Genomic DNA, 17,668 nt, shown 5'->3' on the forward strand with positions numbered 1-17,668 from the left:
CGCGTGCGCGCCCCGCCCGGACGGACCCCGGACCGGAGGCCCCCCGGACGGGCCGCTCCGCGGGGTCCCGCTCCCCGCCGTCGGCGCGCCGCCGGTCCCGCTCGCCCGCCGGCCCGCTCGCCGTCAGGCCGGCAGGGCCGCGTCCTCCTCGACGCCCTCGGCCGCCGCGACGAGCCGCGCGTAGGCGCCGCCCGCGGCGAGCAGCTGCGCCGGCGGCCCCTGCTCGACGACGCGCCCGCCGTCGAGGACGGCGACGACGTCGGCGCCGCGGACCGTCGAGAGGCGGTGGGCGATGGTGATGGTCGTGCGGCCCCGGCTCGCCTCGTCGAGCGCCGCCTGCACGGCGCGCTCCGTGCGCACGTCGAGCGCGCTCGTCGCCTCGTCGAGCACGAGCACGCGCGGGTCCCGCAGGAGGGTGCGGGCGATGGCGAGGCGCTGGCGCTCGCCGCCGGAGAACCGGTGCCCGCGGGCGCCGACGAGGGTGTCGTAGCCGTCCGGCAGACCGGCGAGCAGGTCGTGCACCTGGGCGCGCCGCGCGGCGTCCTCGACCTCGGCGTCGCTGGCGCCGGGGCGGGCGCGGCGCAGGTTCTCCCGGACGGTCGTGTGGAGCAGGTACGTCTCCTGCGAGACGACGCCGACGACCTCCGAGAGGGTGGCGAGGCGCAGGTCGCGGACGTCGACGCCGTCGAGCAGCACGCGGCCCTCGGTCGGGTCCTGCAGGCGCGGCACGAGGGAGGCGAGCGTCGACTTGCCCGACCCGGTGGCGCCCACCAGCGCGAGCGAGCCGCCCGCGGGCACGACGAGGTCGACGCCGTGCAGGGCCGGGGTGACGCCGGGGCTCCCGTCGGCGGCGGGGTAGGTGAGGCCGACGCCCTCGAGGCGCACCTCGCCGCGGACGGTCGCCGGGTCGAGCTCGACGGGGCGCTCGGGGTCGTCGACGTCGACGGGGAGGTCGAGGTACTCGAAGATCCGGCTGAACAGCGCCATCGAGGAGGTGACCTGGACGCCGACGTCGAGGAGCCCGAGCATCGGGCGGAAGAGCGCGCCCTGCAGGCCGGTGAAGGCGACGAGCGTGCCGATCGTCATGCCGCCCGACGTCGCCGGCAGGCCCGCCGCGAGGTAGACGGCGGCGGGCACCGCGGCGAAGACGACGGACATCGTGGCCCAGCGCCACCGCCCGGCGAGCTGGCTGCGCACCTCGAGGCCGACGAGGTCCTCCGACGTCGCCCGGAAGAGCGCGCTCTGGCCCTCGCCCGTGCCGAGCGTGCGGCCGAGGGTGGCGCCGCTGACGGACAGCCCCTCCTCCACCTGGGTCTGCAGGTCGGCGAGGCGTCGCTGCCGGGCGGCGGTCACCGACCGGCGCATGAGGGCCACCTGGCGGGTGAGCCAGACCGACGGCGGGACGACGACGAGGGACAGCAGCGACAGGCGCCACGAGAGCACGGCCATGGCGACGGCGGTGCCGACGACCGCCGTGACGTTGGCGGCGAGCGACGTCGCCGTCGACGTGACGACCGACTGCATGCCGCCGATGTCGTTGGTGAGCCGCGACTGCACCTCCCCGCCGCGGGTGCGGGTGAAGAAGCCGAGCGACTGCCGCTGCAGGTGCGCGAAGACGCCGGTGCGCAGCTCGTGCATGACCGCCTGGCCGACGGTCGTCGAGAGCCACGTCTGCCCGACGCCGAGGAGCGCGGTGACGACGGCGACGCCGACCATGCCCGCGACCGCCCACCCGAGCAGCCCGAGGTCCTGCTGCGGGAGCGCGTCGTCGATGACGGTCCGCACGAGGAACGGCGTCGCGAGCGCCACCGCGGAGGAGGTGACGATGAGCGCGACGACGACGGCGACCTGCCACCGGTGCGCGGCGAACAGGCCGGCGACCCGGCGCAGGGAGACGGGGGAGCGCTCGAGCTGGGCGCGGTCGGCCGGGTCGACGCGGCGGCCGCTGCGGCCCCCGCCGTCGGGACGCCCAGCGCCGTCGGAGCGGGTGCGGGGGGAGGGGATCGACGTGGTGGCACGTCCTCTCGGTCGTCGGTGCGCCCCCGGAGGGGGGCGATGTGTGGCCATGTCGCCCCGGGGGACGAGCTCGGCAGGGCGACGTGTGGCCATGTCGCCCCGGGGGACGAGCTCGGCAGGGCGATGTGTGGCCATGTCGCCCCGGCGGGGCGATGTGTGGCCATGTCGCCCCGCCGGAGAGCGGGTCGAGGGCGACATGGCCACACGTCGCCCTCGCGGCGGGGTGGAGGAGGGCGACATGGCCACACATCGCCTTCCCCGGTGATGCGGAGGTTGCCTCACGATGAGGTGAAGGCACCGAGCGGCTCTAGCATTCCCGCCGTGACGGACGACGCCGCGCGGCCCGCCCCGCCCGAGCAGACCGAGCTACCCGAGGTCCCCGAGCTGCTCATGCGGGCGGCGCGGACCCTGCGGCGCCACTGGGTCGCCGTCCTCGAGCCGCACGGCCTCTCGCCGCACCAGGCGCGGGCGCTGCGCGCCGTCGTCGCCGCGGCCGAGGGCCTGCGGGTGTCCGACCTCGCCGCGGCCCTGCGCATCGCCCCCCGCTCGGCCACCGAGGTGGCCGACGGGCTGCAGGCGGCGGGCCTCGTCGTCCGGGCCGCCGACCCCGCCGACCGGCGCGCCGTCGTCCTGCGCGCCACGGACGCCGGGCGCGACCTCGCCGCCGGGGTCGAGCGGGCGCGGGCGGAGGACGCCGAGGCGCTCGTCGCGCGGCTGGACGCCGCGGACCGCGCCGAGCTGGCGCGCCTGCTGCGCCTCGTCGCGGACGACGACGCCGACCGGGCGGCCGGCTGCACGACGACGGCGTAGAGGCCGTCCTCGTGCTGCCACCTCGCCGGCGGCGCCCCTCGAGTGCGGCCGGGACGGGTGGGGCTCAGTCCTCGTCGCGGTCCGCGGGCGGGTGCACCCGGTACGTCGTCTGCACCATGCCGCCGCCGAGGACCGCGGTGCGCAGGTGCTCGAGGTCGACGTCGCCCGGCAGCGGGCCGAAGAGCGTCTCGCCGGTGCCGATGAGGACGGGCACCGTCGAGAGGGTCATCTCCCGGACGACGCCGGCCGCGAGGCACGACTGGACGGCGCGGCCGCCGTCGACGTAGACGCGCCGGTGGCCGTCGCGGGCCAGGGCGGCCAGGGCGTCCTCGAGGTCGCCGTGGACGGTGACGCGCTCGTCCTCCCCACGGGCCATCGACGAGCTGAGCACGTGGACGGGCCTGTCCTGGTAGGGCCAGCTGTCGAAGCCGGCGATGACCTCGTAGGTGCTGCGGCCCATGAGGACGGCGTCGACGCTGGCCACGAAGTCGCGGAAGCCCGCGTCCCCGGCGGCCTCCCCGCGGCTCGTGAGCCACTCGAGGTCGCCGTCGAGGCGCGCGATGAAGCCGTCGACCGACAGCCCGATGTACACGCACCCCTCGACGCCCGTCGTCCCCGCGGCGCCCGCCGCGTCCGTCCCCGCCGCCTCCGTGCTCACGGGCGGGAGTCTGCCCGGCGGCACCGACGACGGCCCGGCGGCGCGCGGGGGCGGCGCGCGGCAGGGTGGTCGGCAGCGCCCGGCGACGCGCCGCTGGCCCCACCCGAGGAGACGCCCCCGTGGACCTTCCCGACGACCTGCTGGACCTGCTCCGCCGCCCCAGCCCCTGCTACGTGACGACGCTCATGCCCGACGGCTCCCCGCAGACGACGCAGACCTGGGTGGACACCGACGGCGAGCACGTCCTCGTCAACACCGTCGTCGGGTACCAGAAGACGCGGAACGTCGAGCGCGACCCGCGGGTCAGCGTCGCGGTGGCCGACCCGGAGAACCCTTTCCGGTACGTCGCCGTGCGCGGCCGCGTCGTGCGGACGACGACCGACGGCGCCGCGGAGCACATCGAGGCGCTGTCGCAGAAGTACACGGGTGGCCCGTACGCCTGGTACGGCGGGCGCGACCAGCAGCGCATCGTGCTCGTGGTCGAGGCCGACCGCGTGCACCGCATGGGCTGATCCGGCTCCGCCGAGTCCTCAGAGCCCCCGGTGCGCGACGCACCGCGCCCGCGGCCCCTCCGGGGAGGGACCGCGGGCGCGGGTGCGGCGGGTGCCGCGGTGGCCGGTCGTCACCGCGAGGGCTGGGTCATCAGAGGAGCTGGGTCACCAGGAGGGCTGGGGCTCCCAGGTGCCGGTCGACCACGAGCGGCGGGAGAAGCTGTCCGCGGACCAGGAGCGGCGCGAGAAGTCGTCGCTGGACCACGAGCGCCGCGAGAAGTCGTCCGTCGACCACGACCGGCGCGACCAGTCGGCGCCCGACCAGCTGCGGCGCGTCCAGTCGGCCGACGCCCACGTGGTGCCGAGCCAGGAGGTGCCCTCCCAGCCGTCGCCGGTCCACGTGGAGCCGCGCCAGGTGCCGCCGTCCCACGCGGTGCCCGCCGAGGAGGCCTGCGCCCAGGCCGCGGCGTCCCACGGCTCGCCGAAGACGTCCTGCTCGCCGGTGAGGACGACGCCGTCGTCGGGGTCGACGACGTGGCTGCCCGCGCGGGCGGCGTCGAGGCTCCCGAGGCCGGTGGACGGCGCGAAGGACTGCTGCACCGCCGGGCCGACGTCGCCGGCGGCGACGAGCGCGTAGGCGCCGTCGACGTCGAGCTCGCCCGCGCCCTGCGTCGGGTCGTCGCTGCCCGGGAGCCGGTCGGCGCTGCGCACGAGCGCGTTCTTGACCTGGTCGGGGGTCAGCGTCGGGTCCGCCTGCAGGAGGAGCGCGGCCGCCCCCGAGACGACGGCCGCCGACTGCGACGTGCCCGTCCCGCGGAAGAGCCGCCCGCTCGCGTCGCCGGTGACGAGGCCCTCGGGGTGCTGGACGTCGGCCAGAGACCCCGGCACCCGCAGGCTGACGACGGACTTGCCCGGCGCCAGGAGGTCGGGCCGGCGCTCGTCGGTGCCGTCGTTCGTCCACGAGCCCACGGTGGTGGCCGCGGGGTCGCTCGAGCCGTGGTGGTCGCTGGACCCGACGGCGAGGACGAAGGGGTCGACGGCGGGCATGGTCAGCCGGGTGGCGCCGTCCTCGCCGTCGTTCCCGGCCGCCGCCACGACGACGATGCCCGCGCGCCAGGCGTTCTCGACGGCGTGCGCCAGCGGGTCGAGGGTCGAGGGCTGCACCGAGTCGAGCCCGTAGGAGAGGTTGAGGACGCGGACGTCGTGGTCGGCGCGGTGGGCGACGACCCAGTCGATCGCCGCGATGACCTGCGTGACGTCGGCCCCGCCGTCGGCCGCGCCGACCTTGAGGGAGACGAGCGTCGCGCCGGGCGCCATGCCGACGAAGCGCCGCGGGTCGGCCTCGCCGCCGGGGACGACGGCGCTGTCGCGGCCGGCGATGATCCCGGCCATGTGCGTCCCGTGGCCGTAGCCGTCGACGTGGCGCGTGCCCTCGGCCTGGGACTCGAAGGACAGGTCGGGGCCGTGGACGAGCTTGCCCGGCGCGCTCATGCCCTCGACGGGCGCGACGCCGGTGTCGAGCAGCGCCACGCCGACGCCGGCGCCCGTGAGGTGCGCGGACGGGTCGCGGGGGTCGGCCTGCGCCCACACCTGCTGGGCGCCCGTGCGGCGGGTGATGGACACCATCGACCCGAGGTCGGCGCCGGCGACCCACGCGCCGGTGCGGCTCGCGTCCTCGTCCTCGCGGGTGTCGTCGTCGCCCCACTGGTCCTCCGACCAGCCGGCGCCCGCGGCGGGCGCCCGCTCCGCGGCGGGCAGCTCGACGGCCGCGGAGGCCGCCGGGGCCGCCGCGACGGAGGCCAGCAGGCAGGCGGCGAGCGCCGTGGGGACCGCGCGGCCGACGGGGCGTCGGGCGGGTCGGTCGCGGGTCGGGTCGGTGGGCGTCATGCGCGGGTCCCTCTCGTCGGGGGCCGGCGCCCGTCGTGGGCGCGGGTCCGGCGGCGGACGCTACGGAGGGGCGCGGGCCCCGGAGGGGGCCGCGGCGGGCCCGCCACCCCGACGGCGCAGCGCCCCGACCCCTCCGGCGCAGCGACCCCCGTCCGGGGCTCCGCACCCCGCCACCCGGTCGGAGCAGGGCCGACCGGGGTACCCGGCCGGTGCCCCCGGCACCCGACCCCTCAGCCGCCGCCGGGCGGTGCCGACGACCGGGGCGAGGGCCGCAGCCGCGCCCTCGTCGGCGAGGCGGAGGTGGGCGACGTGAGCGACCGCGCGCGCAGCGCCTGCATCGCCGTCATGGGCGTGGGCATGGCGGCCGTCGCCGTCGCCCTGCTCCTCGGGCCGCTGCGGGACGTGCGCGCCCCCGGCCAGGAGATGCCCTGGTGGGTGCTCGTGCCCCTCTTCGCCGCGGCCGAGCTCGTCGTCGTCCACGTCCAGGTGCGGCGCGAGTCGCTGTCGATCTCCATGGCCGAGGTGCCGCTCGTCCTCGGGCTCGCCTTCGCCGCGCCGCACGAGCTCGTCGTCGCCAGCCTGCTCGGCTCGCTCGTCGGGCTGCTGCACCGCCGCCAGCTCGGCCTCAAGCTCCTGCTCAACCTGGGCCTGTTCGCCCTCGAGGCGGCGCTGGCCGCGACCGTCTACCACGCGCTCGCCGGCGGGGCGGACCCCGTGAGCGCCCGGGGCGCCGTCGCGGCCCTCGTGACGGTCGTCGCGACGGACCTCGTGAGCGCCGCGCTCCTCACGGCCGTCATCGGCGTCCGCGTCGGCGAGCTCGACGGCGAGGTGCTCCGCGAGGCCGTCACCACGGGGCTCGCCGCGGCGCTCGCGACGGCGAGCGTCGGCCTGCTCGTCGTGCTCCTCGTGCGCACCGAGCCCCTGGGGCTGCTGCCGCTCGTCGTCGTCCTCGTCGTCCTCGCGCTCGCCTCGCGGGCCGTCACCTCCCTCAGCCGCGGCACCGCCCGCCTCGAGCTCCTGCACCGCTTCGCCCGCGCCGTCGAGGCCGAGAGCGGCGTCGACCCCGTCTCCGCCGCCGCGCTGCGCGAGGCGCGCGACGCCCTGGGGGCCGACCGCGCCCTCCTCGTCACCGCGGGGCCGGACGGCGCCGAGGCCGGCCGCCTCGTGCTGGACGACGACGGCGCCGTCCGCCGCGCCGAGCCCGGCCCGGCCGCCTGGTGGGCGCCCGCGCTCGCGGGGCGCGACGTCGTCGCGGGCGGCGGGGTCGACGGCGGGGTCGACGGCCTGGCGGCGCCGCTGCGCGCCGAGGGCCGCGTGGTGGGTGCGCTCGTCCTCGAGGGGCGGCCGCACCACCTCGGCGCCTGGACCGACGACGACCGCGGCCTCATGCGCTCGCTCGCGGGGCACGCGGCCGTACGGCTGCACAACGTGCACCTCCTCGACGCCGTGCGCGCCGAGGCCGACGCCGCCGAGCACCTCGCGCTGCACGACCCCCTCACCGGGCTCGCCAACCGGCGGGGCGCGCTGCGCGCCGTCGAGGCCCGCCTCGCCGAGCGCCCGTGCGCCGCGGTGCTCATGGTCGACGTCGAGGGCTTCACCGACGTCAACGACGCCCTGGGCCACGACACGGGCGACGCCCTGCTGCGCGAGGTGGCGCGCCGGCTCGTCGCCGCCGTCGGCCGGGCCGACCACGTGGCCCGCCTCGGCAACGACGAGCTCGCCGTCCTCCTGCCGGGCGCCACGAGCACCGAGCACGCGCTGCTGCTCGCCCGGGAGGTCCTCGAGCGGGTGCCCGGGCCGTTCCGCCGCGAGCACATGACCCTCGACGTCCGCGTGTGCGCCGGCCTCGCCGTCGCCGTCGAGGCCGGCGTCGACGCGCCGACCCTCCTGCAGCGGGCGGACACGGCGCTGTACGCGGCCAAGCGCGAGCGCACCGGCCTGCGGGTGTGGGACGCCGTCGACGCCGTCGGCAGCACCCGGCGGCTGGCGCTGCTCGGCGACCTGCGCCGCAGCATCGCCGCCGACGAGCTGGCCGTGCACTACCAGCCCAAGGTCGACCCGTGCACGGGCCGGGCCACCGGCGTCGAGGCGCTCGTGCGCTGGCACCACCCCGACCACGGCCGCGTGGGCCCGGACGAGTTCATCCCCCTGGCGGAGCAGAGCGGTCTCATCGCCCCGCTGACGACCCTCGTGCTGCGCACCGCCCTGCGGGACTGCGCGCGCTGGCGGCGGTGCCGTCCGGACCTCACCGTCGCCGTCAACGTCTCGGCGCGCAGCCTGCTCGACCCGGGGCTGCCCGACCAGGTCGCGGCGGCGCTGGCGGAGGCCGGCCTGCCGGGCGGGGCCCTCGTGCTGGAGATCACCGAGACGGCGGTGATGACCGACCTCGACCGGGCCCTGCGCGTCCTTCACGCGCTGCGGCGCCTGGGCGCCCACCTGTCGGTCGACGACTTCGGCACGGGCCAGTCCTCGCTCGCCTACCTCACGCGGCTGCCCGTGGACGAGATGAAGATCGACCGGTCCTTCGTCGCGGCCATGGCCGCCAGCGCCCCCGACGCGGCGGTCGTGCGCACGGCCGTCGACCTCGGCCACGTCCTCGGGCTGTCGGTCGTCGCCGAGGGCGTCGAGGACGCCGGCACGCTCGCCGCGCTCGCCGACCTCGGCTGCGACGCCGTCCAGGGCTACCACCTCGGGCGCCCCATGCCCGCCGAGGAGCTGGCGACGTGGCTCGCCCGGCAGGTGCCCGCGCCGCGCCGGGGGGAGCCGGCCGGCGCCCCGGCGCCCCGACGTCCGTAGCACCCCGACGTCAGCGGCGCCCCGGCGTCAGTAGAACTCGACGACGTCCACCCGGTTGCGCAGCTCGCGGCCGTCGAGGAGCCGGGTGGCGTTGTCGGCGAAGAGCTCGGCGATGCGGTGGTCGAGGCTCGGGCTGCCGGCCGCCGTGTGCGGGCTGACGAGCACGTCGGGCCGGTCCCACAGCGGGCTGCCGGGCTCGAGCGGCTCGCGGGCGACGACGTCGAGGGCCGCGAAGCCGACCGTCCCGTCGTCGAGCGCGGCGACGAGGGCGTCCTCGTCGACGACGGTGCCGCGGCCGACGTTGACGAAGGTCGCGCCCGGGCGCAGGGCGGCGAAGAAGTCCGCGCCCAGCAGGCCCTTGGTGCCCGGCGTGCCGGGGAGGGTGACGACGACGGCGTCCGCGCGGGCCGCGGCGCGCACGAGCCCGTCGGTGGTGACGACCTCGTCGACGCCGTCGACGGGACGCCCGTGGCGGCTCGCGCCGAGCACCGTCGTCCCGAGGGCGTGCAGCAGGCGGGCGACCTCCGCGCCGATCCCGCCGAGCCCGACGACGAGCACGGTCTGCTCGGCGAGCTGGCCCATGAGCCACTTCTCGGCCCACGTGCGCGCGGCCGAGTCCGCCTGCAGCCGGGGGAGGCGCTTGGCGCCGGCGAGCAGGCCCAGGAGGGCGAACTCCGCCAGCGGCGTGCCGTGGACGCCGGCGGACGTCGTGAAGGCCACGCGCTGCAGCTCCTCGTCGGTGAGACGGGCGGCGCGCACCGACTGCCCGCCGCCGGCGGCCATCGTGTGCACCCAGCGCAGGCGCGGGTTGGCGCGCACGGCGCGGGCGAGGGCGGCCGGGTCGTCGTCCGGGACGCCGAAGAGGGCGTCGGCGCCGTCGAGGAGCTCCTCGTAGGCGCGCTGCTGCTCGGGCGTGCGGCGGAAGGCCGGGTCGCCGCCCTGGTCGCCCTCGTACCGCTGCGGCGCGAGCAGCTCGGGGCCGACGACGAGGTCCACCCGCGGCTCCCGCTCGGTGACGATCCGGCGGCTCTCGTCGTCGACGGTCGCGGCGACGGCCACGCGCAGGCGCTCGGGCACGGGTGCTCCTCGGGTGGGGCGGCGGGGGCGGGGGAGGTCGCGGGTGGGCGGGCGAGGCGGCGGGGCGGGGGAGGCGACCGGGGGCGCTGCGCCCCCGTGACGTGTCTACCAGGGGGCCGCCCGGTGGGCCGTCCGCGTGGTCCCCCGCCCCGCGGGGCCGCTCGTGCGCCGGAGTCCTGGGCCGGCGGGCCCCACCGGCCGAGGAGGAGGGGGTGAGGGCTGCCGAGGTGCTGCGGGGCCCGTGGACCGCGTGGGCGGTCCTCGGGCTCGTCGCGCTCGGCGGGGCCGTCGTCGCGCTGCAGCCCGCGGCGCGGGGCCCGGGCGTCGTGCTCGCGCCGGCGGTGGCGGCCGCGCTCGTGCTGGCGGGCGTCGCCCTGCACCGCCCGGCCGGCGCGCGGGTCTGGCTCGTCCAGGCGGGCGTGCTCGCGGCCCTGTCCGTCGGGCAGGTGCTCGACGCCGGCGCCCTGCTCGCCCTGCGCGCCGCCTCCGACGGCGTGACGCACGCCGTCGCCGCGGCCGTCGTCGTCCTCCTCGCCGTGCGCACCGGCCGGCGCGCCGGTCGGGCGGACGCCCTCGAGGTCGGCGTCATCGTCGGCGTCCTCGGCCTCGCCGCCGCCCAGGCGGCCGTGCTGCTCGCGACGTGGTCGCCGACCGCGCGGGCGGCCCTCATGGCGAGCACCGACGTCGTCCTCCTCGCGTCCGTGCTGCGGATGGCGCTCACCCGCCGCGACGCGCGGTCGGTGGCGTCGTGGTGCTGCGTCGCCGCGGCCAGCGCCCTGCTCCTGCACGACGTCCTGCGCCTGGTGGGCGGCGGGCCGGGTGCGGAGGGCGACGTGGCCGGGGGCGGTGCCGGGGCCGCCGCGCTCGTCGTCGGCCTCGGGCTGCTGGGCGCGGCGCAGCTGCACCCCAGCGCCCGCCGCCTCCTCGACGCCGAGCACATGGCCCCCGCCCGCCGGCGCTCGACCGTCGTCCTCGGGCTCCTGCCGCTCGTCCTCGTGCCGGTCGGGCTGCGGCTCGTCGACCTCGCCTTCGGCGGCACCGGGCTGCCGACGTGGGCGCACCTGGTGGTGGGCACGGGCGCGGCCGCCGCCGGCGTCCTGCGCTCGTGGGCGGCGCTGCGCTCCTCCGAGCACCTGGCCGACCACGACCCGCTCACCGACCTGCCGAACCGCCGCGCCCTCGCCCGGGCGCACGCCGAGAGCCCCGGCGGCGACGGGTGGGCTCTGCTCCTCGTGGACCTCGACGACTTCAAGGACGTCAACGACGCCCACGGCCACGACGTCGGCGACCTCCTGCTCCTCGGGGTGCGCGACCGGCTGCTCGCCGCGGTGGGCGAGCGCGGCGTCGTCGCCCGCTTCGGCGGCGACGAGTTCGCCGTGCTCGTGCGGCCGGGGGCGCAGGACGACGTCGCCGAGGCCGTCGTCACCGCGCTGCGCCGCCCGCTCGACGTCGGCGACCTCGTCCTGCGCACCAGCGCCAGCGTGGGTCTCGCCCCGCCCGCGCCGGGGACGTCGCTCGCGGAGCAGCTGACCCGCGCCGACGTCGCCCTCTACGCCGCCAAGGCGGCCGGGCGCGACGTCGTCCGCACCTACCACCCGGACCAGCGGGCCGAGGTGCAGCACCGGTACGCCCTCAGCAGCCAGGTGCGGGCGCTGCTCGCCGGCCGCTCGCCGTCCGTGGGGCGCCTGGAGGTGCACTACCAGCCGCTCGTCGAGCTGGCGACGGGCGAGGTCGTCGGCGCCGAGGCCCTCGTGCGCTGGCGCCACCCCGAGCACGGCCTGCTCGCGCCGGACGCCTTCCTCGGCCACGTCGCGACGAGCGGGCTCGACGCCGAGCTCGACGCGGCCGTGCTCGTCGACGTCCTCGAGCAGCTGGGCCGCTGGCGCGACCAGCGGCGCCGCACCCTGCCGGTGAGCGTCAACCTCACCCGCACGAGCCTGCTGGACCCCGGCCTGCCCGGGCGGGTCCGCGAGGCGCTCGCCCGCGCCGGCGTGCCGGGCTCGCAGCTGCACCTGGAGATCACCGAGCACGAGCCCCTGCCCGACGACGAACGGCTGCTGGAGGTGCTGCGCGACCTGCGCGCGCTCGGCGCCGGCGTCCACCTCGACGACTACGGGCGGGGCTACACCTCGCTCGACTACCTGCAGCGCTTCCCCGTGCAGGTGCTGAAGATCGACCGGTCCCTCGTGGCGGGCGCGGGCGCGGGCGGCGCGCGCCTCGTCGCCGGCCTCGTCGCCATGGCGCGCACCCTGCGGCTCGACCTGCTCGCCGAGGGTGTCGAGACGCAGGAGCAGCGCTCCCGGCTCGTCGAGCAGGGGGTCCGCTACGGCCAGGGGTGGCTCTTCTCGCCGGCGCTGCCCGCCGCCGAGTACGCCGACCGCGTGCTCGGCCCGGGTGCCGCGCCCGAGCCGCCGCCGGACGTGCCCGCGCCGCGGCTGCCGCTCGGGGACGCCGGACGCCCGCGCGCCGGGGTGCCGTCCGCCGACGTGGGAGGCGACGTCCGGCGCGCCGAGGCGCCCCGGGGCTGAGGCCGTCCCGCGGAGGGGTCCGTGGGTGCGGGCGCCCGGCGCGGGGCGGCATGATCGCCCGCAGCCGGGGCTGCGGTGCCCCGCGCGTCGACGAGGAGGCGATCGAGGGTGAGCAGCACCACGGAGGTGCCCCGCACCATGCGGGCCAGCGTCATGACCGGCGTGCGGCAGGTCGAGGTGCAGGAGCGCCCCGTGCCCGCCGTGGCGGACGACGAGGTGCTGGTGCGCGTCGGCTCCGTCGGCGTCTGCGGGTCGGACGTGCACTACTACACCGACGGCCGCATCGGCGACATGGTCGTCACGGGCCCGCTCGTGCTCGGGCACGAGGTCGGCGGCACCGTCGTCGCCGTCGGCCGCGACGTGCCGGAGGAGCGCCTCGGGCAGCGCGTGGCCGTGGAGCCGCAGCGCCCCTGCCGCCGCTGCCGGCAGTGCCACGCGGGCCGGATGAACCTCTGCCCCAACATGGTCTTCTACGCGACGCCGCCGGTCGACGGGGCGTTCTGCGAGTACGTGACGGCGCCCGCCGACTTCGCCCACCCCGTGCCGGACTCGCTGTCCGACGCCGCGGCCGGTCTCCTCGAGCCGCTGTCGGTGGGCATCTGGGCCGCGCACAAGGCGCAGGTGGGCGTCGGCGACCGGGTGCTCGTCGCCGGCGCGGGGCCGATCGGCGCGATGGTCGCCCAGGCGGCCCGCGCCCGCGGGGCCACGGAGGTCGTCGTCACCGACCTCGTCGAGTCCCGCCGCGAGCGGATCCTGCAGTTCGGCGCCACCCGCGCCCTCGACCCCCGCGAGGCGGCCGCCGAGCTCGCCGACCTCGAGGCCGACGCCTTCGTCGACTGCACGGGCGCCACCCCGGCCGTCCAGTCCGGCATCCGCTCGGTGCGCGGCGGCGGCGCCGTCGTCCTCGTCGGCCTCGGCGCCGAGGAGATCGAGCTGCCGGTGCAGCTCATCGCCACCCGCGAGATCACCCTGACGGGCACGTTCCGCTACGTCGACACCTGGCCGCGCGCCATCGAGCTGGCCCGCACCGGCGCCGTAGACCTCGACGCCATGGTGACGGCGCGCTACGACCTCGACTCCGTCGGCGAGGCGCTCGAGGCCGACTCCGACCCGATGAGCATGAAGGCCGTCGTCGACGTCGCGGGGGGGCCGGCGTGAGCGACCAGGTGACCCAGCCGGGGGGTCGTCCTGTGGGCGACGGTGCGGGCGGCGGCGAGCGCGCGGCGAGCGGCGTCCTCGACCGCTTCCGCCTCGACGGGCGCGTCGCGCTCGTCACCGGCGGCTACCGCGGGCTCGGCCGCGCCTTCGCCCAGGCGCTCGCGGAGGCGGGGGCCGACGTCGCCGTCGCCGCGCGCGACGAGGCCCGGAGCGTCGAGGCGGCCGCGGAGATCGCCGAGTCCACGGGTCGGCGCACGCTGGGCCTGCGGATGGACGTCACCGACCGCGCGGAGGTCGAGGCGGGCGTCGCGCGCGTCGCCAGCGAGCTGGGCGGGCTGCAGGTCCTCGTCAACAACGCGGGGACGTGCATCCACGAGCCGGCGCTCGAGGTGAGCGACGACCACTTCCAGGACGTGCTGCAGACCAACGTCCGCGGCGTCTGGCTGCCCTCGCAGGTCGCCGCCCCGCACCTGGCGCAGCAGGGCGCGGACGGCGTGCGCGGCTCGATCGTCAACATCGGGTCGATCAGCGCGATGATCGTCAACCGCCCGCAGATGCAGCCCGTCTACAACGCGAGCAAGGCGGCGGTGCACCAGCTGACGAAGTCGCTCGCGGCCGAGTGGGCGCCGATGGGCGTGCGCGTCAACGCGCTGGCCCCGGGCTACGTCAAGACGGAGATGGCGCCCGTCGACGAGCCGCGCTTCCGGCGCATGTGGATCGAGGACGCCCCCATGCAGCGGTACGCGACGCCCGAGGAGGTCGCCGCGAGCGTCGTCTACCTCGCGAGCGACGCGTCGTCCTTCTGCACCGGCACCGTGCTCGTCACCGACGGCGGGTACACGCTGCACTGACCCGCCCGCCCCCTTCCCCGCACGTCGTCGTCGGGGTGCCGCCCGGGAGTCCTCTCTCACCGCACTTCGTCGTCATGACGTCGTGAGAAGGGCTCCGGCGCGGCGTCATGACGACGAAGTGCGGGGAGGGGTGGGACGTCGTCGTCTGGGTGCGGGCGACCGGGCCCTCAGAGGGCCGTGTAGCCGCCGTCGACCGTGACGCACTGGCCGACGACGTAGCGCGAGCGCGGCGAGGCCAGGTGCGCGACGGCGTGCGCCACGTCCTCCGGCTGCCCGACGTCGCCCGCCGGGATGCGCGAGCGCCAGGCCGCAGCGGTCTCGGGGTCGCCCTCGAGGACGCCGCGGGTCTGGTCCGTGGCCACGTAGCCGGGGGAGACGGCGTTGACCCGGACGCCCAGCGGCGCCCACTCGACGGCGAGGGAGCGCACGAGCCCCTCGACGCCCGCCTTGCTCGCGTTGTAGGCGCTCTGGCGCTGGGGCACGTTGACGACGCGCGCCGACATCGACGCGATGGCGACCACCGTGCCGCCCTCCCCGGCGGCGACGCGGGCGCGGGCGAAGGCCTGGCACACGACGAAGGTGCCGGTGAGGTTCACGCGCAGCACCCGGTCCCACTGCTCCGGCGTCGTCTCCAGCGCGTCGGAGACCAGCGCCGTCCCCGCCGCGTGGACGAGCACCGACGGCGGGGCGAGCCGCTCGGCGACCTCCGCCAGAGCCGCGGCGACGGAGGCCGGGTCGGTGACGTCGGCGCGGACGGCGATCGCGCGGACGCCGTGCTCCGCGGCGATGCGCTCGGCGCTGGTCGGCGCCTCGTCGAGCACGTCGAGCAGCGCCACGTCGGCGCCCCGGGCCGCCAGCTCGGCGGCGCACGCGTAGCCGATGCCCCGGGCGCCGCCTGTCACCAGCGCCGTCGTGCCCGCCTGATCGAGGTTCCCCATGGGGCGCATCGTGCCCCGAGGAGGAAGAGGCGGTGCTGACGGGGAGGAAGAAGTCCTGATCGCGCGGCGTCACCGCAGGTCGGGGGCCCACGGCTCGGCGGCGCGCGGGCTTCGTCCTCCCCGTCGGCGGGTGGGACGCGTCCTCGCGCCCGTGGCAACCTGCGCCCCATGCGCCTGGAGGAGCTCGTCGACCGCGCCGTCTCGCTGCTCGAGGGGCGCGACCGCGTCCTGCTCGGCGTGGCCGGCGCCCCCGCCGCCGGCAAGACGACGCTGGCCCGCGCCGTGGCGGCCGGGGTGGACCTCGTCCTCACCGACCGCGGGGAGCGCGCGCCCGGCGGTCCGCCCGCGGCGGTGCAGGTGCCGATGGACGGCTTCCACCTCGCCGACGTCCAGCTCGAGCGCCTGGGCCTCGCGGACCGCAAGGGCGTGCCGGCGAGCTTCGACGCGGGCGGCTACGTCTCCCTCCTGCGCCGGCTGCGCGCCGCCGACGAGGACGTCGTCTACGCGCCCGCCTTCGAGCGCGACCTCGAGCAGGCCCTCGCCGGGGCGATCGCCGTGCCGCGGGAGGCGCGCCTCGTCGTCACGGAGGGCAACTACCTGCTCCTCGACGAGGCGCCGTGGGACGCCGTCCGCCCCCTGCTCGACGAGGTGTGGTTCGCCGAGGCCGACGAGGAGGAGCGCTCGGCGCGCCTGCTCGCCCGCCACGTCGAGTTCGGCAAGACGCCGGAGGCGGCGCAGGCCTGGATGGCCTCCGTCGACGACCCCGACGCGGCCCTCGCCGCGCGCGGCCGCGCGGTCGCCGACCTCGTCGTGCGCACCGCCGCCGGGGACTGACGCCGGCCCGGTCCGGCGGCCGGCGTCGTCACGCGCCCACCCCGAGGCGAAGGTGGCGCCTCCTTCACGCGGGGACGCCTCCCGCAGGTGGAGGAGGCGTCACCTCCGCGCGGGGTCGCTCAGACCGGGGGCAGGTCGGCCGTCATGACGACGGCGTCGGCGGCGTCGAGCACGACGAGGCGGTCGACGTCCTCGCGCAGCAGCGCCGCGTTGAGCCGGCACTCGACGGGCTCCTCGCTGCCGAGGAAGGAGCCCGAGCCGGCCTCGGCGCCGTCCTCGCCCACGAGCACCACGCGGTAGGCGCCGCCGACGGGCAGGCCCGCGACGTCGAGCACCGTCTCGGTGCCCCAGGTGTGCGCGACGACGGCGAGGTCGGCGTCGACGCCGGCGGGCTCGCCGACGACGGCCACCTGCTCGAGCGCACCGAGCGTCCCGGGCGGCCCCTCCGGCGGGCCCTCGCCGCCCGACGCGAGACCGGCGCCCAGCCCCGCGCCGACGACGACGAGCGCGGCCGCGGCCGCCGCGACGGCCCACGGGGAGCGACGGCGTCGCGCGAGGTCGTCCGTCGCCGGCTCGTCCACGGCGGCGCGGGCGCCGGTGGCGTCCGCGCCGGTCGGGTCGGGTCGGCGTGGGGACGGGACCGGCTCCTGCCACCCCGACCCCCGGGGCGGCAGGGCGGCGACGACGGCGCGCAGGTCCTCGAGCTCCGCGGCCGCCGAGGGGTCCTCGGCGAGCAGCGCCTCGAGCTCCGCCTGCTCGGCGGCGTCGAGGTCGCCTGTCGCCGCGCCGCCGAGCAGCTCGGCCCGGCGGTCCTCGTGCTCCCGCTCAGCCACGCCGGCCACCTCCTCCGCCCCGCTCGTCCTGGTGCTGGTCGTCCTGCTCCTCGAGGGTCGCGCGCAGCGCGCGCAGCCCGTAGTACATCCGCGTCCGCAGCGTCGCCACGGGCACGCCCGTGCGCTCCGCCAGCTCGGCGTACGTGCCGCCCGCCAGGTGCACGTGCGCCACCACCTCGCGGTGCTCCGCGCTCAGCCGGGCCAGGGCCTCGACGACGACGAGCCGGTCCACGGTCGCGCCCTGGGCGTCGGGGACCGCCTCGACCTCCGTCTCCGCGACGACGTCGACGGGCCGGGGCCGCCGCGCGCGCGAGCGGTGCGCGTCGACGACGACGTTGCGGGCGATGGCGAACAGCCACGTGCGCACCGACCCGCGCTCGCCGCCGTACCGCTCCCGCGCGCGCCAGGCGCGCACGAAGACCTCCTGCAGCGCGTCCTCGGCCGCCCCGCGGTCGCCGAGGCTGTTGACCGCGAAGGCGAGCAGGGGGCCGGCGTGCTCGGCGTAGGCGGCGTCGACGTCGAAGGCGGAGCGCTCGGCGGGCGGGTCGACGGCGCGCAGGTGCCGCTCGCGCGCGGGCCACCGGACCACCGGACGCGCCCCCTCCACCGCCTGCAGCACCACCACCGCCTCCTCCGACGCGGCCGCGAGGAGGTCCCGCGGACCGTACCGGTCGGGTGGGAGTACGCCCGGGCGCGCCCGTCCGTTCACGGGCGCCGGCGCCGGGTCCCCGCGTCACCCGCACGGGGAGGGTCCACGTGCCGGGGTCGACGGGGCCCGCGCGAAGGAGGTG

Annotated in this window: 14 protein-coding genes; 7 read left to right on the top strand and 7 right to left on the bottom strand. The window is 78.1% G+C overall.

All coding sequences use genetic code 11. The annotated features are described in order from the left end of the window. Nucleotides 1–123: 123 nt before the first annotated feature. A complete protein-coding gene (locus WDV85_RS04870) occupies nt 124–2,067 on the bottom strand; it encodes an ABC transporter ATP-binding protein (protein ID WP_339569556.1) in 1,944 nt (647 codons plus the stop codon). A 270-nt stretch (nt 2,068–2,337) separates the two neighbouring features. On the opposite strand from WDV85_RS04870, the gene WDV85_RS04875 reads away from it, so the two are divergent. After that, entirely contained in the window at nt 2,338–2,826 is a 489-nt protein-coding gene (locus tag WDV85_RS04875; protein WP_339569557.1) for a MarR family winged helix-turn-helix transcriptional regulator, read from the top strand. Nucleotides 2,827–2,890: 64 nt separating this feature from the next. On the opposite strand, the gene WDV85_RS04880 is transcribed toward WDV85_RS04875, so the two are convergent. Further along, on the bottom strand, nt 2,891–3,484 hold the full coding sequence (locus WDV85_RS04880) for a dihydrofolate reductase family protein (protein ID WP_339569558.1): 594 nt from the start codon (nt 3,482–3,484) through the stop codon (nt 2,891–2,893). Between the two features lie 119 nt (nt 3,485–3,603). Here WDV85_RS04880 and WDV85_RS04885 point away from each other — a divergent pair, with 119 nt between their 5' ends. After that, complete coding sequence (locus WDV85_RS04885; protein WP_339569559.1) at nt 3,604–3,996, top strand: PPOX class F420-dependent oxidoreductase; 393 nt, start codon at nt 3,604–3,606, stop codon at nt 3,994–3,996. Nucleotides 3,997–4,140: 144 nt separating this feature from the next. Here WDV85_RS04885 and WDV85_RS04890 read toward each other — a convergent pair whose 3' ends face one another. Further along, entirely contained in the window at nt 4,141–5,862 is a 1,722-nt protein-coding gene (locus tag WDV85_RS04890) for a S8 family serine peptidase (RefSeq protein WP_339569560.1), read from the bottom strand. 309 nt (nt 5,863–6,171) lie between these two features. Here WDV85_RS04890 and WDV85_RS04895 point away from each other — a divergent pair, with 309 nt between their 5' ends. After that, complete coding sequence (locus WDV85_RS04895; RefSeq protein WP_339569561.1) at nt 6,172–8,658, top strand: putative bifunctional diguanylate cyclase/phosphodiesterase; 2,487 nt, start codon at nt 6,172–6,174, stop codon at nt 8,656–8,658. A gap of 27 nt (nt 8,659–8,685) precedes the next feature. Here WDV85_RS04895 and WDV85_RS04900 read toward each other — a convergent pair whose 3' ends face one another. Then, nucleotides 8,686–9,735: a D-2-hydroxyacid dehydrogenase gene (locus WDV85_RS04900; protein ID WP_339569562.1), complete on the bottom strand. Its 1,050-nt coding sequence runs from the start codon at nt 9,733–9,735 to the stop codon at nt 8,686–8,688. Between the two features lie 212 nt (nt 9,736–9,947). On the opposite strand from WDV85_RS04900, the gene WDV85_RS04905 reads away from it, so the two are divergent. The 3 genes from WDV85_RS04905 (at nt 9,948) to WDV85_RS04915 (ending at nt 14,272) form a co-directional block, all read left to right on the top strand. After that, nucleotides 9,948–12,263: a putative bifunctional diguanylate cyclase/phosphodiesterase gene (locus tag WDV85_RS04905; RefSeq protein ID WP_339569563.1), complete on the top strand. Its 2,316-nt coding sequence runs from the start codon at nt 9,948–9,950 to the stop codon at nt 12,261–12,263. A 138-nt stretch (nt 12,264–12,401) separates the two neighbouring features. Beyond that, nucleotides 12,402–13,421: an NAD(P)-dependent alcohol dehydrogenase gene (locus WDV85_RS04910; protein ID WP_445263224.1), complete on the top strand. Its 1,020-nt coding sequence runs from the start codon at nt 12,402–12,404 to the stop codon at nt 13,419–13,421. A 32-nt stretch (nt 13,422–13,453) separates the two neighbouring features. Further along, nucleotides 13,454–14,272 (top strand): SDR family NAD(P)-dependent oxidoreductase, encoded by an 819-nt coding sequence (locus tag WDV85_RS04915; RefSeq protein WP_445263225.1) that lies wholly within the window; start codon nt 13,454–13,456, stop codon nt 14,270–14,272. Between the two features lie 167 nt (nt 14,273–14,439). Here the strand turns inward: WDV85_RS04915 and WDV85_RS04920 are convergent, their stop codons facing one another. Continuing rightward, entirely contained in the window at nt 14,440–15,210 is a 771-nt protein-coding gene (locus tag WDV85_RS04920; RefSeq protein ID WP_339569566.1) for an SDR family NAD(P)-dependent oxidoreductase, read from the bottom strand. 168 nt (nt 15,211–15,378) lie between these two features. Between WDV85_RS04920 and WDV85_RS04925 the strand changes: the two genes are divergently transcribed. Continuing rightward, a complete protein-coding gene (locus tag WDV85_RS04925) occupies nt 15,379–16,044 on the top strand; it encodes a nucleoside/nucleotide kinase family protein (RefSeq protein ID WP_171203869.1) in 666 nt (221 codons plus the stop codon). A gap of 119 nt (nt 16,045–16,163) precedes the next feature. On the opposite strand, the gene WDV85_RS04930 is transcribed toward WDV85_RS04925, so the two are convergent. Next, on the bottom strand, nt 16,164–16,877 hold the full coding sequence (locus tag WDV85_RS04930; protein WP_339569567.1) for a hypothetical protein: 714 nt from the start codon (nt 16,875–16,877) through the stop codon (nt 16,164–16,166). After that, the gene (locus tag WDV85_RS04935; protein WP_339569568.1) at nt 16,870–17,499 is read right to left on the bottom strand and encodes a sigma-70 family RNA polymerase sigma factor; all 630 of its coding nucleotides are present in this window, start codon (nt 17,497–17,499) and stop codon (nt 16,870–16,872) included. Before WDV85_RS04935 ends, WDV85_RS04930 begins: the two co-directional genes overlap by 8 nt. Between the last annotated feature and the right edge of the window lie 169 nt (nt 17,500–17,668).

The sequence above is a fragment of the Pseudokineococcus sp. 5B2Z-1 genome (genome assembly GCF_037482305.1).
Taxonomy (GTDB): domain Bacteria; phylum Actinomycetota; class Actinomycetes; order Actinomycetales; family Quadrisphaeraceae; genus Pseudokineococcus.